Annotated in this window: 14 protein-coding genes; 12 read left to right on the forward strand and 2 right to left on the reverse strand. The window is 64.2% G+C overall.

Annotated features, from left to right (window positions below; translation table 11 throughout):
* Nucleotides 1-9: 9 nt before the first annotated feature.
* From CEW83_RS02970 to CEW83_RS03005, 9 genes are all read left to right on the forward strand, one after another.
* A complete protein-coding gene (locus tag CEW83_RS02970; RefSeq protein ID WP_108948015.1) occupies nucleotides 10-825 on the forward strand; it encodes an HpcH/HpaI aldolase/citrate lyase family protein in 816 nt (271 codons plus the stop codon).
* A 59-nt stretch (nucleotides 826-884) separates the two neighbouring features.
* Entirely contained in the window at nucleotides 885-2,237 is a 1,353-nt protein-coding gene (locus CEW83_RS02975) for a class-II fumarase/aspartase family protein (protein ID WP_108948016.1), read from the forward strand.
* A 5-nt stretch (nucleotides 2,238-2,242) separates the two neighbouring features.
* The gene (locus tag CEW83_RS20965) at nucleotides 2,243-2,419 is read left to right on the forward strand and encodes a hypothetical protein (protein ID WP_159099369.1); all 177 of its coding nucleotides are present in this window, start codon (nucleotides 2,243-2,245) and stop codon (nucleotides 2,417-2,419) included.
* Nucleotides 2,420-2,489: 70 nt separating this feature from the next.
* A complete protein-coding gene (locus tag CEW83_RS02980; RefSeq protein WP_108948017.1) occupies nucleotides 2,490-3,422 on the forward strand; it encodes a LysR family transcriptional regulator in 933 nt (310 codons plus the stop codon).
* Nucleotides 3,423-3,532: 110 nt separating this feature from the next.
* A complete protein-coding gene (gene tcuA, locus CEW83_RS02985; RefSeq protein ID WP_269807849.1) occupies nucleotides 3,533-4,960 on the forward strand; it encodes an FAD-dependent tricarballylate dehydrogenase TcuA in 1,428 nt (475 codons plus the stop codon).
* On the forward strand, nucleotides 4,947-6,113 hold the full coding sequence (tcuB, locus tag CEW83_RS02990) for a tricarballylate utilization 4Fe-4S protein TcuB (RefSeq protein ID WP_108948018.1): 1,167 nt from the start codon (nucleotides 4,947-4,949) through the stop codon (nucleotides 6,111-6,113). The genes tcuA and tcuB overlap by 14 nt, the downstream gene beginning before the upstream one ends.
* Entirely contained in the window at nucleotides 6,113-7,432 is a 1,320-nt protein-coding gene (locus CEW83_RS02995; RefSeq protein WP_108948019.1) for an MFS transporter, read from the forward strand. The genes tcuB and CEW83_RS02995 overlap by 1 nt, the downstream gene beginning before the upstream one ends.
* Nucleotides 7,429-8,385 (forward strand): D-2-hydroxyacid dehydrogenase family protein, encoded by a 957-nt coding sequence (locus CEW83_RS03000; RefSeq protein ID WP_234418970.1) that lies wholly within the window; start codon nucleotides 7,429-7,431, stop codon nucleotides 8,383-8,385. Before CEW83_RS02995 ends, CEW83_RS03000 begins: the two co-directional genes overlap by 4 nt.
* A gap of 134 nt (nucleotides 8,386-8,519) precedes the next feature.
* The gene (locus tag CEW83_RS03005; RefSeq protein WP_108948020.1) at nucleotides 8,520-9,617 is read left to right on the forward strand and encodes a 4-oxalomesaconate tautomerase; all 1,098 of its coding nucleotides are present in this window, start codon (nucleotides 8,520-8,522) and stop codon (nucleotides 9,615-9,617) included.
* Between the two features lie 78 nt (nucleotides 9,618-9,695).
* Here CEW83_RS03005 and CEW83_RS03010 read toward each other — a convergent pair whose 3' ends face one another.
* Both CEW83_RS03010 and CEW83_RS03015 read right to left on the reverse strand, forming a co-directional pair.
* Entirely contained in the window at nucleotides 9,696-9,896 is a 201-nt protein-coding gene (locus CEW83_RS03010) for a hypothetical protein (protein ID WP_108948021.1), read from the reverse strand.
* 82 nt (nucleotides 9,897-9,978) lie between these two features.
* Nucleotides 9,979-10,842, reverse strand: coding sequence for an SDR family oxidoreductase (locus CEW83_RS03015; RefSeq protein WP_159099370.1), 864 nt, complete (start codon nucleotides 10,840-10,842; stop codon nucleotides 9,979-9,981).
* 143 nt (nucleotides 10,843-10,985) lie between these two features.
* Between CEW83_RS03015 and CEW83_RS03020 the strand changes: the two genes are divergently transcribed.
* The 3 genes from CEW83_RS03020 to CEW83_RS03030 all read left to right on the forward strand — a co-directional run bounded on the left by CEW83_RS03020 (nucleotide 10,986) and on the right by CEW83_RS03030 (nucleotide 15,651).
* Complete coding sequence (locus CEW83_RS03020; RefSeq protein WP_199915192.1) at nucleotides 10,986-11,888, forward strand: LysR family transcriptional regulator; 903 nt, start codon at nucleotides 10,986-10,988, stop codon at nucleotides 11,886-11,888.
* Nucleotides 11,889-12,033: 145 nt separating this feature from the next.
* Complete coding sequence (locus CEW83_RS03025; RefSeq protein WP_108948024.1) at nucleotides 12,034-13,344, forward strand: OprD family outer membrane porin; 1,311 nt, start codon at nucleotides 12,034-12,036, stop codon at nucleotides 13,342-13,344.
* Between the two features lie 195 nt (nucleotides 13,345-13,539).
* Nucleotides 13,540-15,651: a transglutaminase family protein gene (locus tag CEW83_RS03030; RefSeq protein ID WP_108948025.1), complete on the forward strand. Its 2,112-nt coding sequence runs from the start codon at nucleotides 13,540-13,542 to the stop codon at nucleotides 15,649-15,651.
* Nucleotide 15,652 lies beyond the last annotated feature (1 nt).

Genomic DNA, 15,652 nt, shown 5'->3' on the forward strand with positions numbered 1-15,652 from the left:
AGGCATGCGATGACACTCCCGATCACCTACCTGTTCGTTCCGGGCAACCGTCCGGAACGCTTCGACAAGGCCTGTGCCGCAGGGGCTGGCGCCATCGTGCTCGATCTCGAGGACGCCGTGGCCCCGGCGGACAAGGCGCTGGCCCGCAACGCGATCGCCGACTGGATCGCGGCACACCCGGAAGCGGCTGCGCGCGTCGTGGTGCGCATCAACGACACGAACTCGGCCTGCTTTGCCGACGATGTGGCGCTGATGAAAGCGCTCGGCATCGTCCACGTCATGCTGCCCAAGGTCGAGTCTCCGGGGCAGGTGGATGCGCTGGTCGGTGCGACCGGCGCGGCGGTGAAGGTATTGCCGCTGATCGAGTCCGCCCGCGGCGTGGCCAACGTCGACCGCATCGCCGCGGCCGGCGGGGTGCAGCGCCTGGTCTTCGGCACGCTCGATTACGGCGTCGATCTCGACCTTTCAGGCGACGACCTCGGCCTGATCTATCCGTCGTCGCGGATCGCCATCGCTTCTCGCTGCGCCGATATCGCCTCGCCGGTCGCCGGCGTCACGCCGACACTGGACGACGAGGCGCGCATCCGGGCCGATCTGGCCTTCGCGCGTGCCTTCGGCTTCGGCGCCAAGTTGTGCATCCATCCCAGACAGGTGGCGGTGATTCATGCCGCCTGTCTGCCCTCTGCGGAGGAGCGGAACTGGGCCGAACGTGTGCTGGCCGCTGCCGAAAGCGGCGAGGGGGCCGTTCAGCTCGACGGAAAAATGATCGACCGGCCGGTGGTGCTCAAGGCGCAGGCAATTCTTGCGCGCAGCACCCACGGCTGAACAACACGACGACCCAACGCATTTCCACATTCAGAAACAGATTTCGAGGAGCATCCATCATGGGCGCCAGCATCATCGACTCACAGATCTTCGGCAACATCTTCAGCACCGACGCCATGCGTCAGGTCTGGTCCGACCGCAACCGCACCGAGAAATACCTCGACATCGAGCGCGCACTGGCGGTCGTGCAGGGCCGTCTCGGCATCATCCCGCAGGAGGCCGCAGACGAGATCATCAGCAACTGCGACATCAACAAGATCGACATGGACAAGCTGCGCGAGCAGACCGAGCGCATCGGCTACCCGGTGCTCGGCGTGGTGTCGCAGCTCAATGCCCTGTGCCGTGACAAGCTCGGCGAGTACTGCCACTGGGGCGCAACCACCCAGGACATCACCGACACGGCAACGGTGATGCAGATCCGCGAAGGGCTGGAGATCATCGACGGTGAGCTCAAGGGCATTTCCGACGCACTGGTGTCGCTGTCGAAGCGTTACCGCGATACGCCGGTAATCGGTCGCAGCAACCTGCAGCAGGCGATTCCGGTGACCTTCGGTTTCAAGACCGCTGCCATCCTGGCCGGCATCGAGCGTCACCGCGAACGTCTCAACCAGTTGCGCCCGCGCGTGCTGATGGGCGAGTTCGGCGGTGCCTGCGGCACGCTGGCCTCGATCGAGACCGGTGCCATGGAAACCCAGGCCGGCCTGATGGCCGAACTGGGGCTGGCGCAGCCGGACATTGCCTGGCACACCGTGCGCGACACCATCGCAGAAGTCGGCGCCTTCCTCGGTCTGGTCGGCGGCTCGCTGGGCAAGATCGCGATGGACGTGAAGCTGATGATGCAGCATGAGGTCGCCGAGGTGTACGAGCCCTTCGCACCCGGTCGCGGCTCCAGCAGCACCATGCCGCAGAAGCGCAACCCGATCTCCAGCTGCTACATTCACGCCGCGGTGTCGGTGGTGCGCCAGCACGCTGCTGCGCTGATGGACGCGATGATCGCCGACCATGAACGCTCGACCGGCCCGTGGGAGATCGAATGGATCGCCTTGCCGGAGGCCTTCTGCCTGCTCGCCGGTGCGCTCAAGCAGACCCGCTTCGTGCTCGAGGGGGTTGAAGTGGACGAGGGCAACATGCGCTCCAACATCGACCTGACCAAGGGCCTGGTGATGTCGGAGGCGGTGATGATGGGCCTCGGTCCCTACATCGGTCGCGAATATGCACACGACCTGGTCTATGACCTGTGCCGTGAAGCGATCGGGACCAACCGTCCGCTGCTCGACATCCTCGCCGAACACCCGGAGATCAAGGTTCACCTCGACCGCGATGCGCTCGCAAAGCTGTGCGATCCGGCGAACTACCTCGGCCAGGCCGGGGTGATGGTGGACAAGGTGCTTGCCCGCGCGGCGGCTCAGTAGTCGTGATGAGCGGCGGCTTTTCGCTCGTGGATCGCCTCGCACGCTGGCAACTGGATTGCCCGACCCTGGTCGATCCGGTGCTTGGCGCGCGTACCGGGCCTGTGCCCGAGACCGTGCGGCCTCCAACAAGTGAGGCGCCCGGCGACGAGCTGGCGCCGGTGGCGATTCTCAGCGAGAACTGATATTTGCTGATTTCGGGCATGGCGTCTGCGCCATGCCCATTGCGTTTGTGCACACATGGAGCCATGTGCGATGGAACTCAGGCAGTTGCGTTACCTGCTGCGCACGGTCGAGCTGGGCAGCATCAGTCAGGCCGCGCTCGATCTCGGCGTTGCGCAGTCCGCCATCAGTCTGCAGATCCAGAAGCTCGAGAGCGAACTCAGCACGCGCCTGCTGCAGCGAACGAGCTGGGGGGTGGAGCCGACCGAGGCCGGGCTGGCCTTCGTCGCCCATGCGCAGCTGAGCTTGCGCCATGCCGAAGAGGCTGCACACGCCGCGCAGGCGTCGCGCCTGTCGGGTCTGGTCAGCGTTGGGCTGGCGCCGACGAGCGCAGGGGTGCTCGGTTTTGCGCTCATTGATGCGATGCGGGCGCAGTACCCGGATATCCGCATCCGCCTGGTTGAAGCCATGTCCGGCCATCTCGGCCAGATGCTCAACGCCCGTGAGCTCGACATGGCCGTGCTGTTCGACGGCGAGCACGGCCGGCGCTGGAGTGTGCGGCCCTTGCTCAACGAGCGTCTGTTGCTGATCCGCAGCGCGGCGGTGGAGTCGTCGCTGCCGTGCCGCCTGGCCGAGCTGAAGGACGTGCCGCTGGTGTTGCCGACGCATCGTCATGGTCTGCGGCGTGTGATCGACACCGCCTTCAGCGCCTGCAAGGTATCGCCGAAGGTCGTGGCCGAGGTCGATTCGCTGTATGTGCTGATGGACATGGTGCGCCACGGCATCGGTGCCACCGTGCAGCCGTGGGCGGCGCTTACGCGTCAGCCCGAAGCGGATGCCCGCCTGCGCTGGGTGGAGCTTGCCGATGCCGGTCTGTCACGGCCCAATCTGCTGTGCAGTCTGTCCGAGGACGAGATGTCGCCTGCGGTGCTCGCAACCCGCGCCCTGCTCGTGAAACTGGTGCACCAGCTGGTCGAGAACGGCGGCTGGCGCGGGGTTGAGCTTATCCATCTCGATTCGAGATAGGCGAATCTCGGAGTGGCTTTGGGCAGGCGTCCGCGTCCGCGAGATAGTTCGTTCATCGCAGGCGCCCGACCTGAATCAGGGTGGCGCCCGGGGACACAGGAGTGCTTGAAATGACTGAATCGGATTCAAACATGGTGGATGTGCTGGTGATCGGTGGCGGCAACGCCGCGCTGTGCGCCGCACTGGTCGCCCGCGAAGCGGGGGCCTCGGTGCTGGTGCTGGAGGCGGCGCCACGCGAATGGCGGGGCGGCAACTCCGCCCACACCCGCAACCTGCGCTGCATGCACGATGCCCCTCAGGATGTGCTGACCGATGCCTACCCGGAAGAGGAGTTCTGGGAGGACTTGCTCAAGGTCACCGGCGGCATCACCGATGAGAAGCTGGCACGGCTGGCAATTCGCGAGTCGTCGCGCTGTCGCGACTGGATGCGCAGGCACGGGGTGAATTTTCAGCCGTCGCTGTCGGGCACGCTGCACCTGTCCCGCACCAATGCCTTCTTCATGGGCGGTGGAAAGGCGCTGATGAATGCCTATTACCGCAGCGCCGAAGCCCTGGGCGTGCGGATCCGCTACAACGCGCCGGTCGAGCGTCTCGAACTCGAAAACGGCGAATTCCGCGCGGCCTGGGTTGGCAAGGAACGCTTCGCCGCCCGTGCCTGCGTGATGGCCGCCGGTGGTTTCGAGTCCAACCGCGAATGGCTGCGCGAGGCATGGGGACAGAATGCCGACGGCGAGTGGCCGGCGGACAACTTCGCGATTCGCGGCACGCGCTTCAATCGCGGTGTGCTGCTCAAGTTCATGATCGACGCCGGCGCCGACAGCATCGGCGACCCGTCGCAGTCGCACTGTGTGGCGGTCGATGCACGCGCGCCGCAATACGACGGGGGCATCTGCACCCGCATCGACTGCGTCTCGCTGGGCATCGTGGTCAATCGCAATGCCGAGCGCTTCTACGATGAGGGCGAGGATTTCTGGCCCAAGCGCTATGCCATCTGGGGCCGTCTGGTGGCGCAGCAGCCGGGGCAGATCGGCTTCTCGGTGATCGATGCCAAGGCCAACGGACGCTTCATGCCGCCGGTGTTTCCGGGCGAGACGGCCAGTACGCTCGAGGAACTGGCGCGCAAGCTCGGCATCGACGAGGCCACTTTCGTGCGCACCGTGCGCGCGTACAACGCCGCCTGCCGCATCGGCACCTTCGACCACACCGTGCTCGACGACTGTCACACCGAGGGAGTCGTGCCGGCCAAGACGCACTGGGCCCTGCCCATCGACAAGCCGCCGTTCCGCGGCTACGCGCTCAGGCCCGGCATCACCTTTACCTATCTCGGACTGAAAGTGAATGAGGCGTCGGCCGTGCATTTTTCCGGCGTACCCAGCACCAACCTGTTCGTCGCCGGCGAAATGATGGCCGGCAACGTCCTCGGCAAGGGCTACACCGCCGGTGTCGGCATGACCATCGGAACCGCGTTCGGCCGCATCGCCGGCGCCCACGCTGCAGCGGCAGCGCAGAAGCAAGGAGTTGAACATGCAGCGGCTTGAAGCACTGGCGCAAGAGGCAAGCGAGCTGGCCATGGGGCGGGTGATCCCGATCGCCAGCGCGGCCGAGCAGGAAGTGGGGCGCATCATGCAGATCTGCAACGCCTGCCGTTACTGTGAAGGGTTCTGTGCGGTGTTTCCGGCCATGACGCGTCGCCTGGCCTTCGAGCCGGCCGATGTGCATTACCTCGCAAACCTGTGCCACAACTGCGGTGCCTGCCTGCATGCCTGCCAGTACGCACCGCCGCACGAGTTTGCGGTAAACGTGCCGCAGGCGATGGCGAAGGTGAGGGCGACGACCTACTCCGACTACGCCTGGCCAGCGGGCTTCGGCAAGCTCTACCGCAACAATGGCGTGACCGTGGCGATGGCGTTGGCGGGTGGTCTGGCGCTGTTCCTGGTGCTGGCAATGGTGCTCAAGGGCGGACTCTTCCATGAACCGCTGGCGGGCAACTTTTACGCCATTTTTCCGCACAACCTGCTGGCGGGCATGTTCGCACCGGTGTTCCTGTTTGCAGTGCTGGCACTGGGAATCGGGGTTGCGCGCTTCTGGCGCGAGGTGTCGCCCGGCAGCGCAAGCGGTGCCGCGATCGCGGAGACCACGCATGACGTGCTGCGGCTGAAGTATCTGGATGGTGGTCACGGCCTGGGTTGCAACAACGAAAACGACGCCTTCACCCTGATGCGCCGGCGCTTCCACCATTTCACCTTCTACGGCTTCATGCTGTGCTTCGCAGCGACGAGTCTGGCCACGGTGTATCACTATTTCTTCGGCTGGGAAGCGCCCTACGATTACACCAGCTTGCCGGTGCTGCTCGGCACGGTGGGCGGGATCGGCCTGCTGATCGGTCCGGCCGGCCTGTTGTGGCTCAACCTGAAGCGTCATCCAGAGCATGGCGATGCGGCACAGAAGCCGATGGACCGGGCCTTCATCGTGCTCTTGTTCATGGTGAGTCTGACGGGGCTGGTGCTCCTTGCCGGACGCGAAACGGGCGCGATGGGCTTGCTGCTGGCAGTGCATCTTGGCGTGGTGATGGCCTTCTTCCTGACCATGCCCTACGGCAAGTTCGGCCACGGCTTCTACCGCAGCGCTGCGCTGCTGAAGTGGGCGATCGAGAGACGTCGGCCAAACCCGGTCGGCGTGGGTAGCGAGTAATGCGCACGCGCCAGGATGACCCACCGCCTGCGCGGACGGAATCGCTCCGCAGGTCGTCCTGGCGCGCGCTGCAAAGCCCCGCGTATCGTCGCTACTTTCTGGGCCAGTCGCTGTCGCTGCTGGGTACCTGGATCCAGCAGGTTGCGCTGGGCTGGCTGGTGTATCGGCTCACAGACTCCACCGCACTGCTCGGCGGTGTGGCGTTTCTGAGCCAGGCGCCGCAACTCCTGCTCGCACCTTTCGTGGGCATCATCATCGACCGGGCCGACCGCAAGCGGCTGATGCTCGTCATTCAGAGCCTGATGCTGGTACAGGCGGTGGCGCTTGCCGCGCTCACCTACCTCGACCTGATTCAGCCCTGGGTGATCCTGGTCGCCGCGGCGGTTCTCGGGGTGCTCAACAGCTTCGATGCACCGTTGCGCCACGCGCTTGCCGGGCAACTGGTCGCCAGACGCGAGGATATTCCGAATGCGATTGCGCTCAATGCGCTCACCTTCAACCTTGCCCGCTTCATCGGGCCGCCGCTGGCCGGCCTGTTGCTGGGCCTCAGCTCCGAGGCGTTCTGTTTTGCAGTCAATGGCCTGTCCTTCGTCGGCGTGATCCTTGCGCTGCTGAGCATCGACACCCCCTCAGAGCGTCCGCACGCCGTGCCTTTCGGTTCTGCGCTGCGCGAAGGTTTTGAATACGTGCGCGGCAGCGTGCCGGTGGGCGGCCTGTTGCTGCAGGTCGCCTTGCTCAACTTTCTCGCCGCGAGCTATCTGCCCATGATGCCGGCCTTTGCCCGCGACGTCTTTCATGGTGGACCGGACATGCTCGGTGCATTGCTGGGCAGCGCCGGGGCGGGGGCGCTCGGGGCATCGCTGTATCTGGTGACGAGGCACTCGGTTCGCGGTCTCACCGGCACCATCGCGAGTGCAAATCTGCTTGCTGCCTGTGCGCTGTGCGGATTCGCATTGACTGACGCCGCCTGGCTCGCGTGTCTGCTGCTGTTTCTGCTGGGTTTTGGCATGATTGCCAGCAACGCATCGACGAACACCATCCTGCAGACCATTCTGCCTGCGGGCCTGCGCGGACGGGTGCTGGCGCTCTATACCGCAGCCAATCTCGGGGCGGCTGCCGCGGGCGGGCTGGTGGCAGGCTGGGTGGCCGAGCGCGCAGGTCCGGAGACCACGCTGCTCGCAGCCGGCGGATTGCTGCTTGTGGTTGCGCTGCGCTTTCGCTTCGGACTGGAGCACCTGAGGGTTCATCTGCGCCCGCTTTACGCCGAGCTCGGCATCACGCATGTCACACCAACGATGGGAAGGAAGGCTGCATCATGATCCGGGTCACCGTACTTGACGACTACCAGGGCATCGTCTCAGAACTCGATGCGGCCCGGATGCTCGATGGCGTCGGCGCCGAGCTCAATGTGCTGACGACGCATATCGACGACGAGGCCGCGCTCATCGACGCCTTGCGCGGCACCCACTGTCTGGTGCTGATACGCGAACGCAGTTCGATTACCGCTGCGGTGATCGCGGCCTTGCCTGATCTCAAGCTCATCGTGCAGACCGGCAGGCTGTCCGGGTGCATCGATCTCGACGCCTGCAAGCAGCATGGCATCGTCGTGAGGGATGGAACCGGCAACCCGATTGCACCGGCCGAGCTTACCTGGGCACTTGTCCTGGCTGCATCGCGCCGAGTGGTTCCGTACGCCGTCCGACTTGATGCGGGTGTCTGGCAGCGCAGCGAAGACCGCATCGAGAATGAACAGCTCGGGCGTTCGCTGCATGGACGAACGCTCGGTGTGTGGGCGCACGGCAAGATCGGCTCCAGGGTCGCGGCTTTCGGCAAGGCCTTCGGCATGAAGGTGGTGGTGCATGGTCGTGAGGGTTCGCGGGCCTCGGCAGAGCAGGCCGGTCATACCTTCATGGCGGATCGCCGCGCATTCTTCGCCTGCGCCGATGTGCTGAGCCTGCAGCTTCGTCTCAACGACGACACCCGCCACATCGTCACCCTCGAAGACCTGATAGCGATGCCGGGTGGCAGTCTGCTGGTCAATACCAGCCGCGCCGAGCTGATCGCGCCAGGCGTTCTGCTGACCGCGCTGGCCACCGGCCGGCCGGCGCAGGCGGCGCTCGACGTGTTCGAAGACGAGCCGTCGGGCGCAAGCCTGTACGCAGGACACCCACAGGTCCTCGCAACACCACACCTTGGCTTTGTCGAACGCGACACCTACGAGTCCTACTTCGGCGAAGCCTTTGTGCACGTGCGGCGATTTATCCAGGGCTGAGTCCGCCTCAAGGGACGTGCAGTCTGTTACAAATGCGTATATCGCATCAATCAGCTTCTTTGTTTCATTTCAGGTAAAAAACGTTTCGCTTGAAAATTCGCTATTGACGACATTTCCGGTCGAGCGAGACAAACATGCTGAAGACGATTCGTTGCACCCTGATGCGCGGAGGTACCTCTAAGGGGCCGTATTTCCAGGCCCATGATTTGCCGGCAGAGCCTGCAGAGCGCGACCGCGTGCTGCTGGCTGCGATGGGCTCGCCCCATATCCGGCAGGTCGATGGCATCGGTGGTGGGGATACCCTGAGCAGCAAGGCGGTGGTCGTGAGCCCGTCCTCGCGCGAGGGCATCGACATCGAGTACCTTTTTGCGCAGGTCTCGGTCGATCAGTCCACCGTGGACACCATGCCCAACTGCGGCAACATGCTCGCAGGCGTCGGCCCCTACGCCATCGAAAACGGGCTGGTGAAGGCGGGTGATCCGGTCACCACGCTGCGCATTCTTAACCGCAACACGGGCAAGGTGGTCGAGGCCATCGTGCAGACGCCAGGCGGAAAGGTGAGCTACGAAGGCGACACCCGCATCGACGGTGTGCCCGGCAGCGGAGCGCCAATCGTCCTCAACTTTCTCGATGCGGCGGGTGCCAAGACCGGCAGGCTGTTTCCGACCGGAAACCGGATCGATGTGGTCGACGGCATTGCGGTGACCTGTATCGACTTCGCGTCGCCGCTGGTGTTCGTGGCGGCGGAATCGCTTGGCCGGATCGGCCATGAGTCGAAGCAGGTGCTCGACGCCGATACCGGCCTGAAAGCCCGCCTGGAGAAGATCCGGCTTGAAATCGGCCGGCGCGCGGGGCTGGGCGACGTGAGCGCTTCGGTGCTGCCCAAGATCGCGCTGGTCGCCACGCCGGAGCGCGACGGCAGTATCACCTCACGTTACTTCACACCGTGGACCTGCCACTCGGCCTTCGCGGTGACGGGCGCGCTGTGTCTTGCGGCCGCATGCAGTATCGAGGGCACCGTTCCCGCCGCTTACGCACGACGCAATGCAGCCGATCCGAACCTCATCACCATCGAGCATCCCGCAGGCGGGCTCAGCATCCGCATGGGACCGGCGGCCGATTCAACGCCGGAGAACCCGGAGTTTGCCGTGGCGGGCCTCGTTCGCACTGCACGGCCCCTGTTCATTGGCGTCGTGCATGTGCCGATGACCGCAGCCGGGCTTGCTGCCTGAACATCACGTCGCGTGCGCCGAGGGGCGTGCCCCCTTCGGCGCGGCACAGAAGGCCCTGCCCATCTCGCGCCATGACCTTTACTTGTCGCCAAGTCGGGCGAGCTCAGCCTCCACTTCATCACAACGTGCTCTCGCCTTCTCGAAAGCCTTCTTCAGCTGTGCGACCTTCTTCAATGCTTCCTCATCCTGAATGGCACTGTAGCTTGGGGTGACGTCTTCCTTGCTTTCCTTGTAGATTGCTTGGGCCTGGCAGCTTGGGCAGATACGGACGTCAGACATGGGGCTGGCTCTCCAATGAGTGGGGTCGGGGCACTGGCGACGGTGGGCCCGCCGCAGCGGAGCGTCGCCAGTGCGAGGCGAATCAAAGGCCGAGCTGAGCCACAAGCGCGGCTTCCACCGGCATCGCATCGCGACCGAGCAGGCGGGCAAAGTCGCCCGTCTGGATGTCGTAGCCGCCGCGGTCCATGGCGGCGAACATGCCTGCCAGCGCGTCGGCCAGCCACTGCGGCATGCCTGTCGCTTTCACCAGTATCGACGCATAGTCGCTCGTCGGCAGTGAGTGGTACGCAACCGGCTTGCCGGTGCGCGTTTCCAGTACGGCGGCGATGTCTGCCATGTTCAGCGCGGTCGGGCCGGTCAGTGTGTAGGTCTTTCCCGGATGACCTCCCGTCGTGAGTACCTTGGCAGCGGCTGCGGCCAGGTCGGCGCGACGGATGAAGCGTGCCTTGCCGTGTTGGTTGGGCGACGCGACGCCGCGTTCGGCATAGCCATTGAGGAAGGCGGGCAGGATGTCCGCATAGACACCATGGCGCAGGATGGTGAATTCGAGGCCGCTTTCTGCGAGGGTGCGCTCGGTGTCGGCGTGGATGCGTGCAAAGCCGAATGGCGAATCTTCCGCGGTATCAACGAAGCTGGTGTAGACGATCCGCTTCACCCCATTGCGCACGGCCGCTGCGATTGCGTTGCGGTGGTGCTCGATGCGGACGTCGATCGGCGCGTCACCTGACACCAGGTACAGGGTGTCGATACCGTTGAAGGCAGCGTCGAGGCTTGCGGGGTCGGCGTAGTCGGCCTTGCGCAGCTGCACGCCTTTCGCTTCGAGTGCCGCGGCGGCGTCTGGTTTGCGCGTCCCGGCAACGATCTGCGCTGCGGGGGTGCCGCTTTCGATGAGGGTATTGATGACTGCGTTGCCGAGTTGGCCGGTGGCGCCAGTGATGAGAATCATGATGTGCTCCTGAGGTGGTTGAGGTCCCGATGGGATGGGACGCATATTGCCTATCCTCAAGATGTAGATAAACGCCGGTAATGTCATATGATTGATACGTTCAGTACATAAATAGAGGTCAGGATATGGATCGGCTGCAGTCCATGAAGATTTTTGCCTGCGTGGTCGACAGTGGCGGCTTTTCGGCGGCTGCCGATCAGCTGGGTCTGTCGCAGGCTCAGGTCACGCGCCATGTTGCTGCGCTGGAGTCCGACCTTGGATTGCGTCTGCTCGAACGCACGACACGACGCATGCATCTGACCGAGATCGGCGAAGCCTATCTGGATCGCTGCCGTCGTATCCTGGCGCTGGTCGAGGAAGCCGACACGATGGGTGAGGCGCACCGGGGTGAGCCGCGGGGGGTGCTGCGGCTGACCAGCTCGGTGTCGTTCGCGCGCGCGCATCTTGCGCCGGCGATTGCCGAGTACATGCAGCTGTTTCCGGAAACGGGCTTCGACCTCATTCTCAGCGACCGCACGCTCAACATGGTGGACGAGGGCATCGACCTCGCCTTCCGCATCACCCATGCGGTTGACCCCGGGTTGGTCGCACGCCCGCTGGCACCCTGTCGCGTGGTGGTGTGTGCGTCACCGGGCTACATCGAGCGCAATGGCCGCCCTGAGCGCCCTGAAGACCTGCGCCATCACGACTGCCTGAGTCACAGCTACTTCAAGCGCAGCATCTGGCCGTTTCGCGGTGCGGGCGGGGAGCAGAGCATCGCAGTGCGAACCCGTGTGGCGGGTGACGTTGATTTTCTGCATGCGCTGGCATGCGCCGGGGCGGGGGTGGCACACCTGCCCTCATACCTGGTCGGCGATGACATTCGCGCCGGCGTGCTCGTCCCCTTGCTTGAGGAATACGAGATGCCGTCGCCTTCGGTCTATGCGGTGTATCCGAGCCGCCACTATCTGCTGCCAAAGGTGCGGAGCTTTCTCGACTACTTTGCCGAACGTGTTGGCGACCCGCCACACTGGGATCGCGGCTGGTCGGACAGCGCGCCACAATAAATGCTTATATCGCAATAAAGTCAATCGATAATTCATTTCTGTGCAATAAACGCTTTGCTCATACTTTGCCTCACTGCGACGGCACACGGACCTTGCGCCAGTCTGCAGCGCTGCGACAGCAGCTCCAAAACACCGAGGAGGCAACATGAAGCAAAAGAAGATTTCGCTGCTGGTGCAGGTGCTTGTCGGGAGCACGTTGCTCTCCGGCATCGCGACCGCAGCCGACCTGGAAGGGCATTCACTCGAAATGAAGGTGCGTGGCATCTATTTCGACCGCGACTACGAGACCGATACCAATGACCGCAGCCAGTCGGCCCTGGGTCTGCAGCTGAACTACGAGTCGCCGTATTTCGGCGACGTCATTGGTTTCGGTCTGTCCGGCTACAGCGTCATCAAGTTTGATGCCAGTGGTCGCATGACGAGCGATGTGCTCAAGGTCAACAGTGACGGCGATGCGCAGGATGGCTTCGGCAAGATTGGCCAGGCTTTCATCAAGTTCAAGTACCAGGACTTGGCGAAGGCAAAGCTCGGACGTCAGCTGCACAAGAGCATGCTGCTGTCGAGCTCGGGCAGTCGCGCGATTCCCAACACCTTCTCGGGTGGCACGGGCGAAATCCGGCCATTGAAGGGCCTGAGCATCTACGGTGCGATGTATGACGAGTGGTCGCCGCGCGCAGACGCCCACTTCTACAAGTTCAAGACCGACAAGTCCGACGAAGGCGACATCGACTACATCGGCATCCTGGGTGCCAGCTACGAGAATGGACCGTTCAGCGTCGATCTCGAGTACCTCAACGCGAAGAATTTCCTGAGCAAGACCGGTCTGGTGGCGGCCTATACCTTTGCACTACCCAACAAGTCTTCTCTCAAGCTGACCGGTGGCATTCACACCTCCAGCGACGACGGCAAGCTGTTTGTGACGGCTTCGGAGAGCGCCGAGCTGGACGATGAGGATGTGCCGGGTTCCGCCAACAAGAAGAGCGACAACGACGGGCAGGGCATCTACATTGCAGCGGACTGGAAGATGGGCAACCTCGCGCTGGGTGCCGCAGTGTCCAAGTTCGACGGCGCCTGGATCGAAGACAACTTCGCCGGCGATCACGGCACCAATCCCTTTCCCACGGGCGGCGTGCTTGCCGACTTTTCGAACCGTGACGAACTGGTGTGGATGGCGTCCGTCGGCTACGACTGGAAGGATTTCGTCAAAGGCCTGAAAACCTCGGTCAGCTACAAGAAGGGCACGGGCGCCAAGAACAGCCATGTGCGTTCGCGCGGTGAGGCAGACGAAAGCGAGCTTGCGGTCGATGTGCGCTATCAGATTCCCGTGGTCAAGGGGCTCGGCGTTCGCTACACCTACCTCGACTACCGTTCGGACAAGACCGGACGACTCGATGGTGTGAAGGAAGACGAGATCGATCATCGCTTCTACATCGATTACACCTACCGCTTTTTCTGATTGAGCGGTCTCCTCTGGCGCCGTGGGGTTCATCCGGACCGCCCGGTGCTTTTTGTATCCGTTTGGACAAAGGGCTTGATGGCGCCTTTTGAGGCGGGGTGTTAGACCGTATCATGCGGGGCATGGGATGCGCGGCTGTGCCATCAAGCTCGCCGCACGCATCGCCGATACGCCAGCGCCCCAGGATACCAATTCATGATTCCGCCCAATGCCGAACCCATTCAGGATGAGTTGACCGACCTCGATGCGCGTATCAGCGCGCTCGGTGCGGACATCTGGATTGGCGCAGAGCCGACCTTTACCGACCGTTATTCCGAATCTGCAGAGTGGCTGCAACTCGCGCTTGGCGGCGAGAAGGAGGCGCGCGCAGCGGAGTTGTTGCGCGATTTCTCCACCAGCTTGCCTGGCTGCGCACTGTTGCGGACGATCGGGCGCCAGTATCCGGGCGAGCCGAGCGCGCGCTGGAGTCTTGGCGTGCTTGCCCGTCGCGATGGTGCCGCCCTGTGGCAGGGGCCGCCAGACCCCTTGCTGGTGTCAGAGCCCTGTGCGCTCCACGACATCGAGCATTTCAGCCTGTGCCTGCTCGAGCACTGCGCTGCACGTGGCTGGGCGGCCGAGACACGCTTGGGTGCGACCGACTGGCGCGTGGTCACGCGGTGCGACGAGCATCCGATCGGCATTGATGAAAGCTCCGCGGCGCTGTGCTTCAGACCCTCGCTGCATTCCGCCCCGATTCCCGCCGAAGGCCTGCGCGACGAGCTCGCCGAATCCGGTCATTTCCTGCTCCTGCTTGCGAACCTGCCGGATGCCGAGGGCGGCTGGCCGGTGGTCGAACTCCCGGCGGTGACCGACCCTGCAAACTATGCAGCGCTGCTGGAAGTCGTGGCAGAGGCTGCCAAAGCCGCCGGCATCAACGGTCTGGTGCTGCGCGGCCATCCGCCGCCGCTGGACGCCGGGATGCACTGGACCAGCCTGACGCCTGACCCCGCGGTGATCGAAGCCAACCTCGCCCCGGCAACCGATCTGGAATCCTTCTATCGCGTCAATGCCGCGCTGTTTTCCGCGGCAGAGAACCTCGGCCTCTATCCCTATCGCCTGTACTACAACGGCGGTGAGGCCGATTCCGGGGGCGGGGGGCAGCTCACCCTGGGCGGCCCCACTGCGCAAAGCAGTCCGTTCTTCGTTGCGCCGCATCTGCTGACCCGGCTCGTCCGCTATCTGAACCGGCATCCGGCGCTGTCGTACTGGTTTGCACCGGACTCGATCGGCAGTGGCAGCCAGGCACCGCGCGCGGACGAAGGCCCGCAGGAGCGGCGGGTCGAGCTCGACGTGGCGCTCGAACAACTGGAGCGCCTCGATGCGCCCGAGCCTGGCCTGCTGTGGGCCAGCCTGGCGCCGTTTCTTGCGGATTCGGCGGGCAACAGCCACCGCAGCGAGATCAACATCGAGAAGTTGTGGAACCCCTATCTGGGCGCGCGCGGGATGGCCGGCCTGGTCGAATTCCGTGCCCTGCGCATGGCTCCGGATGCCGAATCCCTTGCAGCTGAAGCGGCCTTGCTGCGCGCCCTGATCGCGCGCCTGATGCACTTCCCATACGACAAGCCGCTGGTCGACTGGGGCAAGCAGCTGCACAACCGCTTTGCGCTGCCGTGGTATCTGGAGCAGGACCTGCGTGCCGTGCTGGCGGATCTCGAAGCCCACGGCCTTGGGCTGGGTGCGTCGATTACCGCGCGTCTGGTGGACGATGCCCGCAGGGAGCTTGGCCATCTGGAATGGGAAGGGCTGCAGGTGCGGGTGATGGGCGCACTCGAATTCTGGCCGCTGATCGGTGATGTCACCACCCAGCAGCCCTCCGATTCACGCCTGGTCGATGCCAGCACGACACGCATCGAGTTGCGCGTCATCGCGCCCGAGGCCGAAGGTCTCGACGGGTTGAAGCTCCAGGTCAATGGCTACGCCGTGCCGCTGCGGGCCGAGTACGATGGCGCCGCACCTGTGTGTCTGGCCGGTGTGCGCTATCGCAGTTTTGTTCCGGTGCATGGACTTCACCCGGCCCTGCCTGCGCAGGACGGCGTGGCGCTGGTGCTGACGCATCCGCGCAGCGGAAATGCGCTGCGCCTCAGCCTGTACGACTGGCATCCGCGGGGTGAGGCATACGATGGACTGCCGGACAGCCGGGCCGAGGCGCGGCGTCGCCGTGCCGAGCGTCTGGTATCGGAAACCGTGGATGCGCAGACGCTGCCGGAAGTGCGCGAGGCGCCTGCACCCGCTTATTCCGAATACTGCTTCGACTTGCGGCGGGTGTAGG

Source organism: Parazoarcus communis, assembly GCF_003111645.1.
GTDB lineage: Bacteria > Pseudomonadota > Gammaproteobacteria > Burkholderiales > Rhodocyclaceae > Parazoarcus > Parazoarcus communis_A.

What these genes read in the sequence shown, in the direction of transcription:
- CEW83_RS02970 (WP_108948015.1), top strand. Translation starts at nt 10, where the DNA reads ATGACACTCCCGATCACCTACCTGTTCGTTCCGGGCAACCGTCCGGAA.
- CEW83_RS02975 (WP_108948016.1), top strand. Translation starts at nt 885, where the DNA reads ATGGGCGCCAGCATCATCGACTCACAGATCTTCGGCAACATCTTCAGC.
- CEW83_RS20965 (WP_159099369.1), top strand. Translation starts at nt 2,243, where the DNA reads ATGAGCGGCGGCTTTTCGCTCGTGGATCGCCTCGCACGCTGGCAACTG.
- CEW83_RS02980 (WP_108948017.1), top strand. Translation starts at nt 2,490, where the DNA reads ATGGAACTCAGGCAGTTGCGTTACCTGCTGCGCACGGTCGAGCTGGGC.
- tcuA (WP_269807849.1), top strand. Translation starts at nt 3,533, where the DNA reads ATGACTGAATCGGATTCAAACATGGTGGATGTGCTGGTGATCGGTGGC.
- tcuB (WP_108948018.1), top strand. Translation starts at nt 4,947, where the DNA reads ATGCAGCGGCTTGAAGCACTGGCGCAAGAGGCAAGCGAGCTGGCCATG.
- CEW83_RS02995 (WP_108948019.1), top strand. Translation starts at nt 6,113, where the DNA reads ATGCGCACGCGCCAGGATGACCCACCGCCTGCGCGGACGGAATCGCTC.
- CEW83_RS03000 (WP_234418970.1), top strand. Translation starts at nt 7,429, where the DNA reads ATGATCCGGGTCACCGTACTTGACGACTACCAGGGCATCGTCTCAGAA.
- CEW83_RS03005 (WP_108948020.1), top strand. Translation starts at nt 8,520, where the DNA reads ATGCTGAAGACGATTCGTTGCACCCTGATGCGCGGAGGTACCTCTAAG.
- CEW83_RS03010 (WP_108948021.1), bottom strand. Translation starts at nt 9,896, where the DNA reads ATGTCTGACGTCCGTATCTGCCCAAGCTGCCAGGCCCAAGCAATCTAC.
- CEW83_RS03015 (WP_159099370.1), bottom strand. Translation starts at nt 10,842, where the DNA reads ATGATTCTCATCACTGGCGCCACCGGCCAACTCGGCAACGCAGTCATC.
- CEW83_RS03020 (WP_199915192.1), top strand. Translation starts at nt 10,986, where the DNA reads ATGAAGATTTTTGCCTGCGTGGTCGACAGTGGCGGCTTTTCGGCGGCT.
- CEW83_RS03025 (WP_108948024.1), top strand. Translation starts at nt 12,034, where the DNA reads ATGAAGCAAAAGAAGATTTCGCTGCTGGTGCAGGTGCTTGTCGGGAGC.
- CEW83_RS03030 (WP_108948025.1), top strand. Translation starts at nt 13,540, where the DNA reads ATGATTCCGCCCAATGCCGAACCCATTCAGGATGAGTTGACCGACCTC.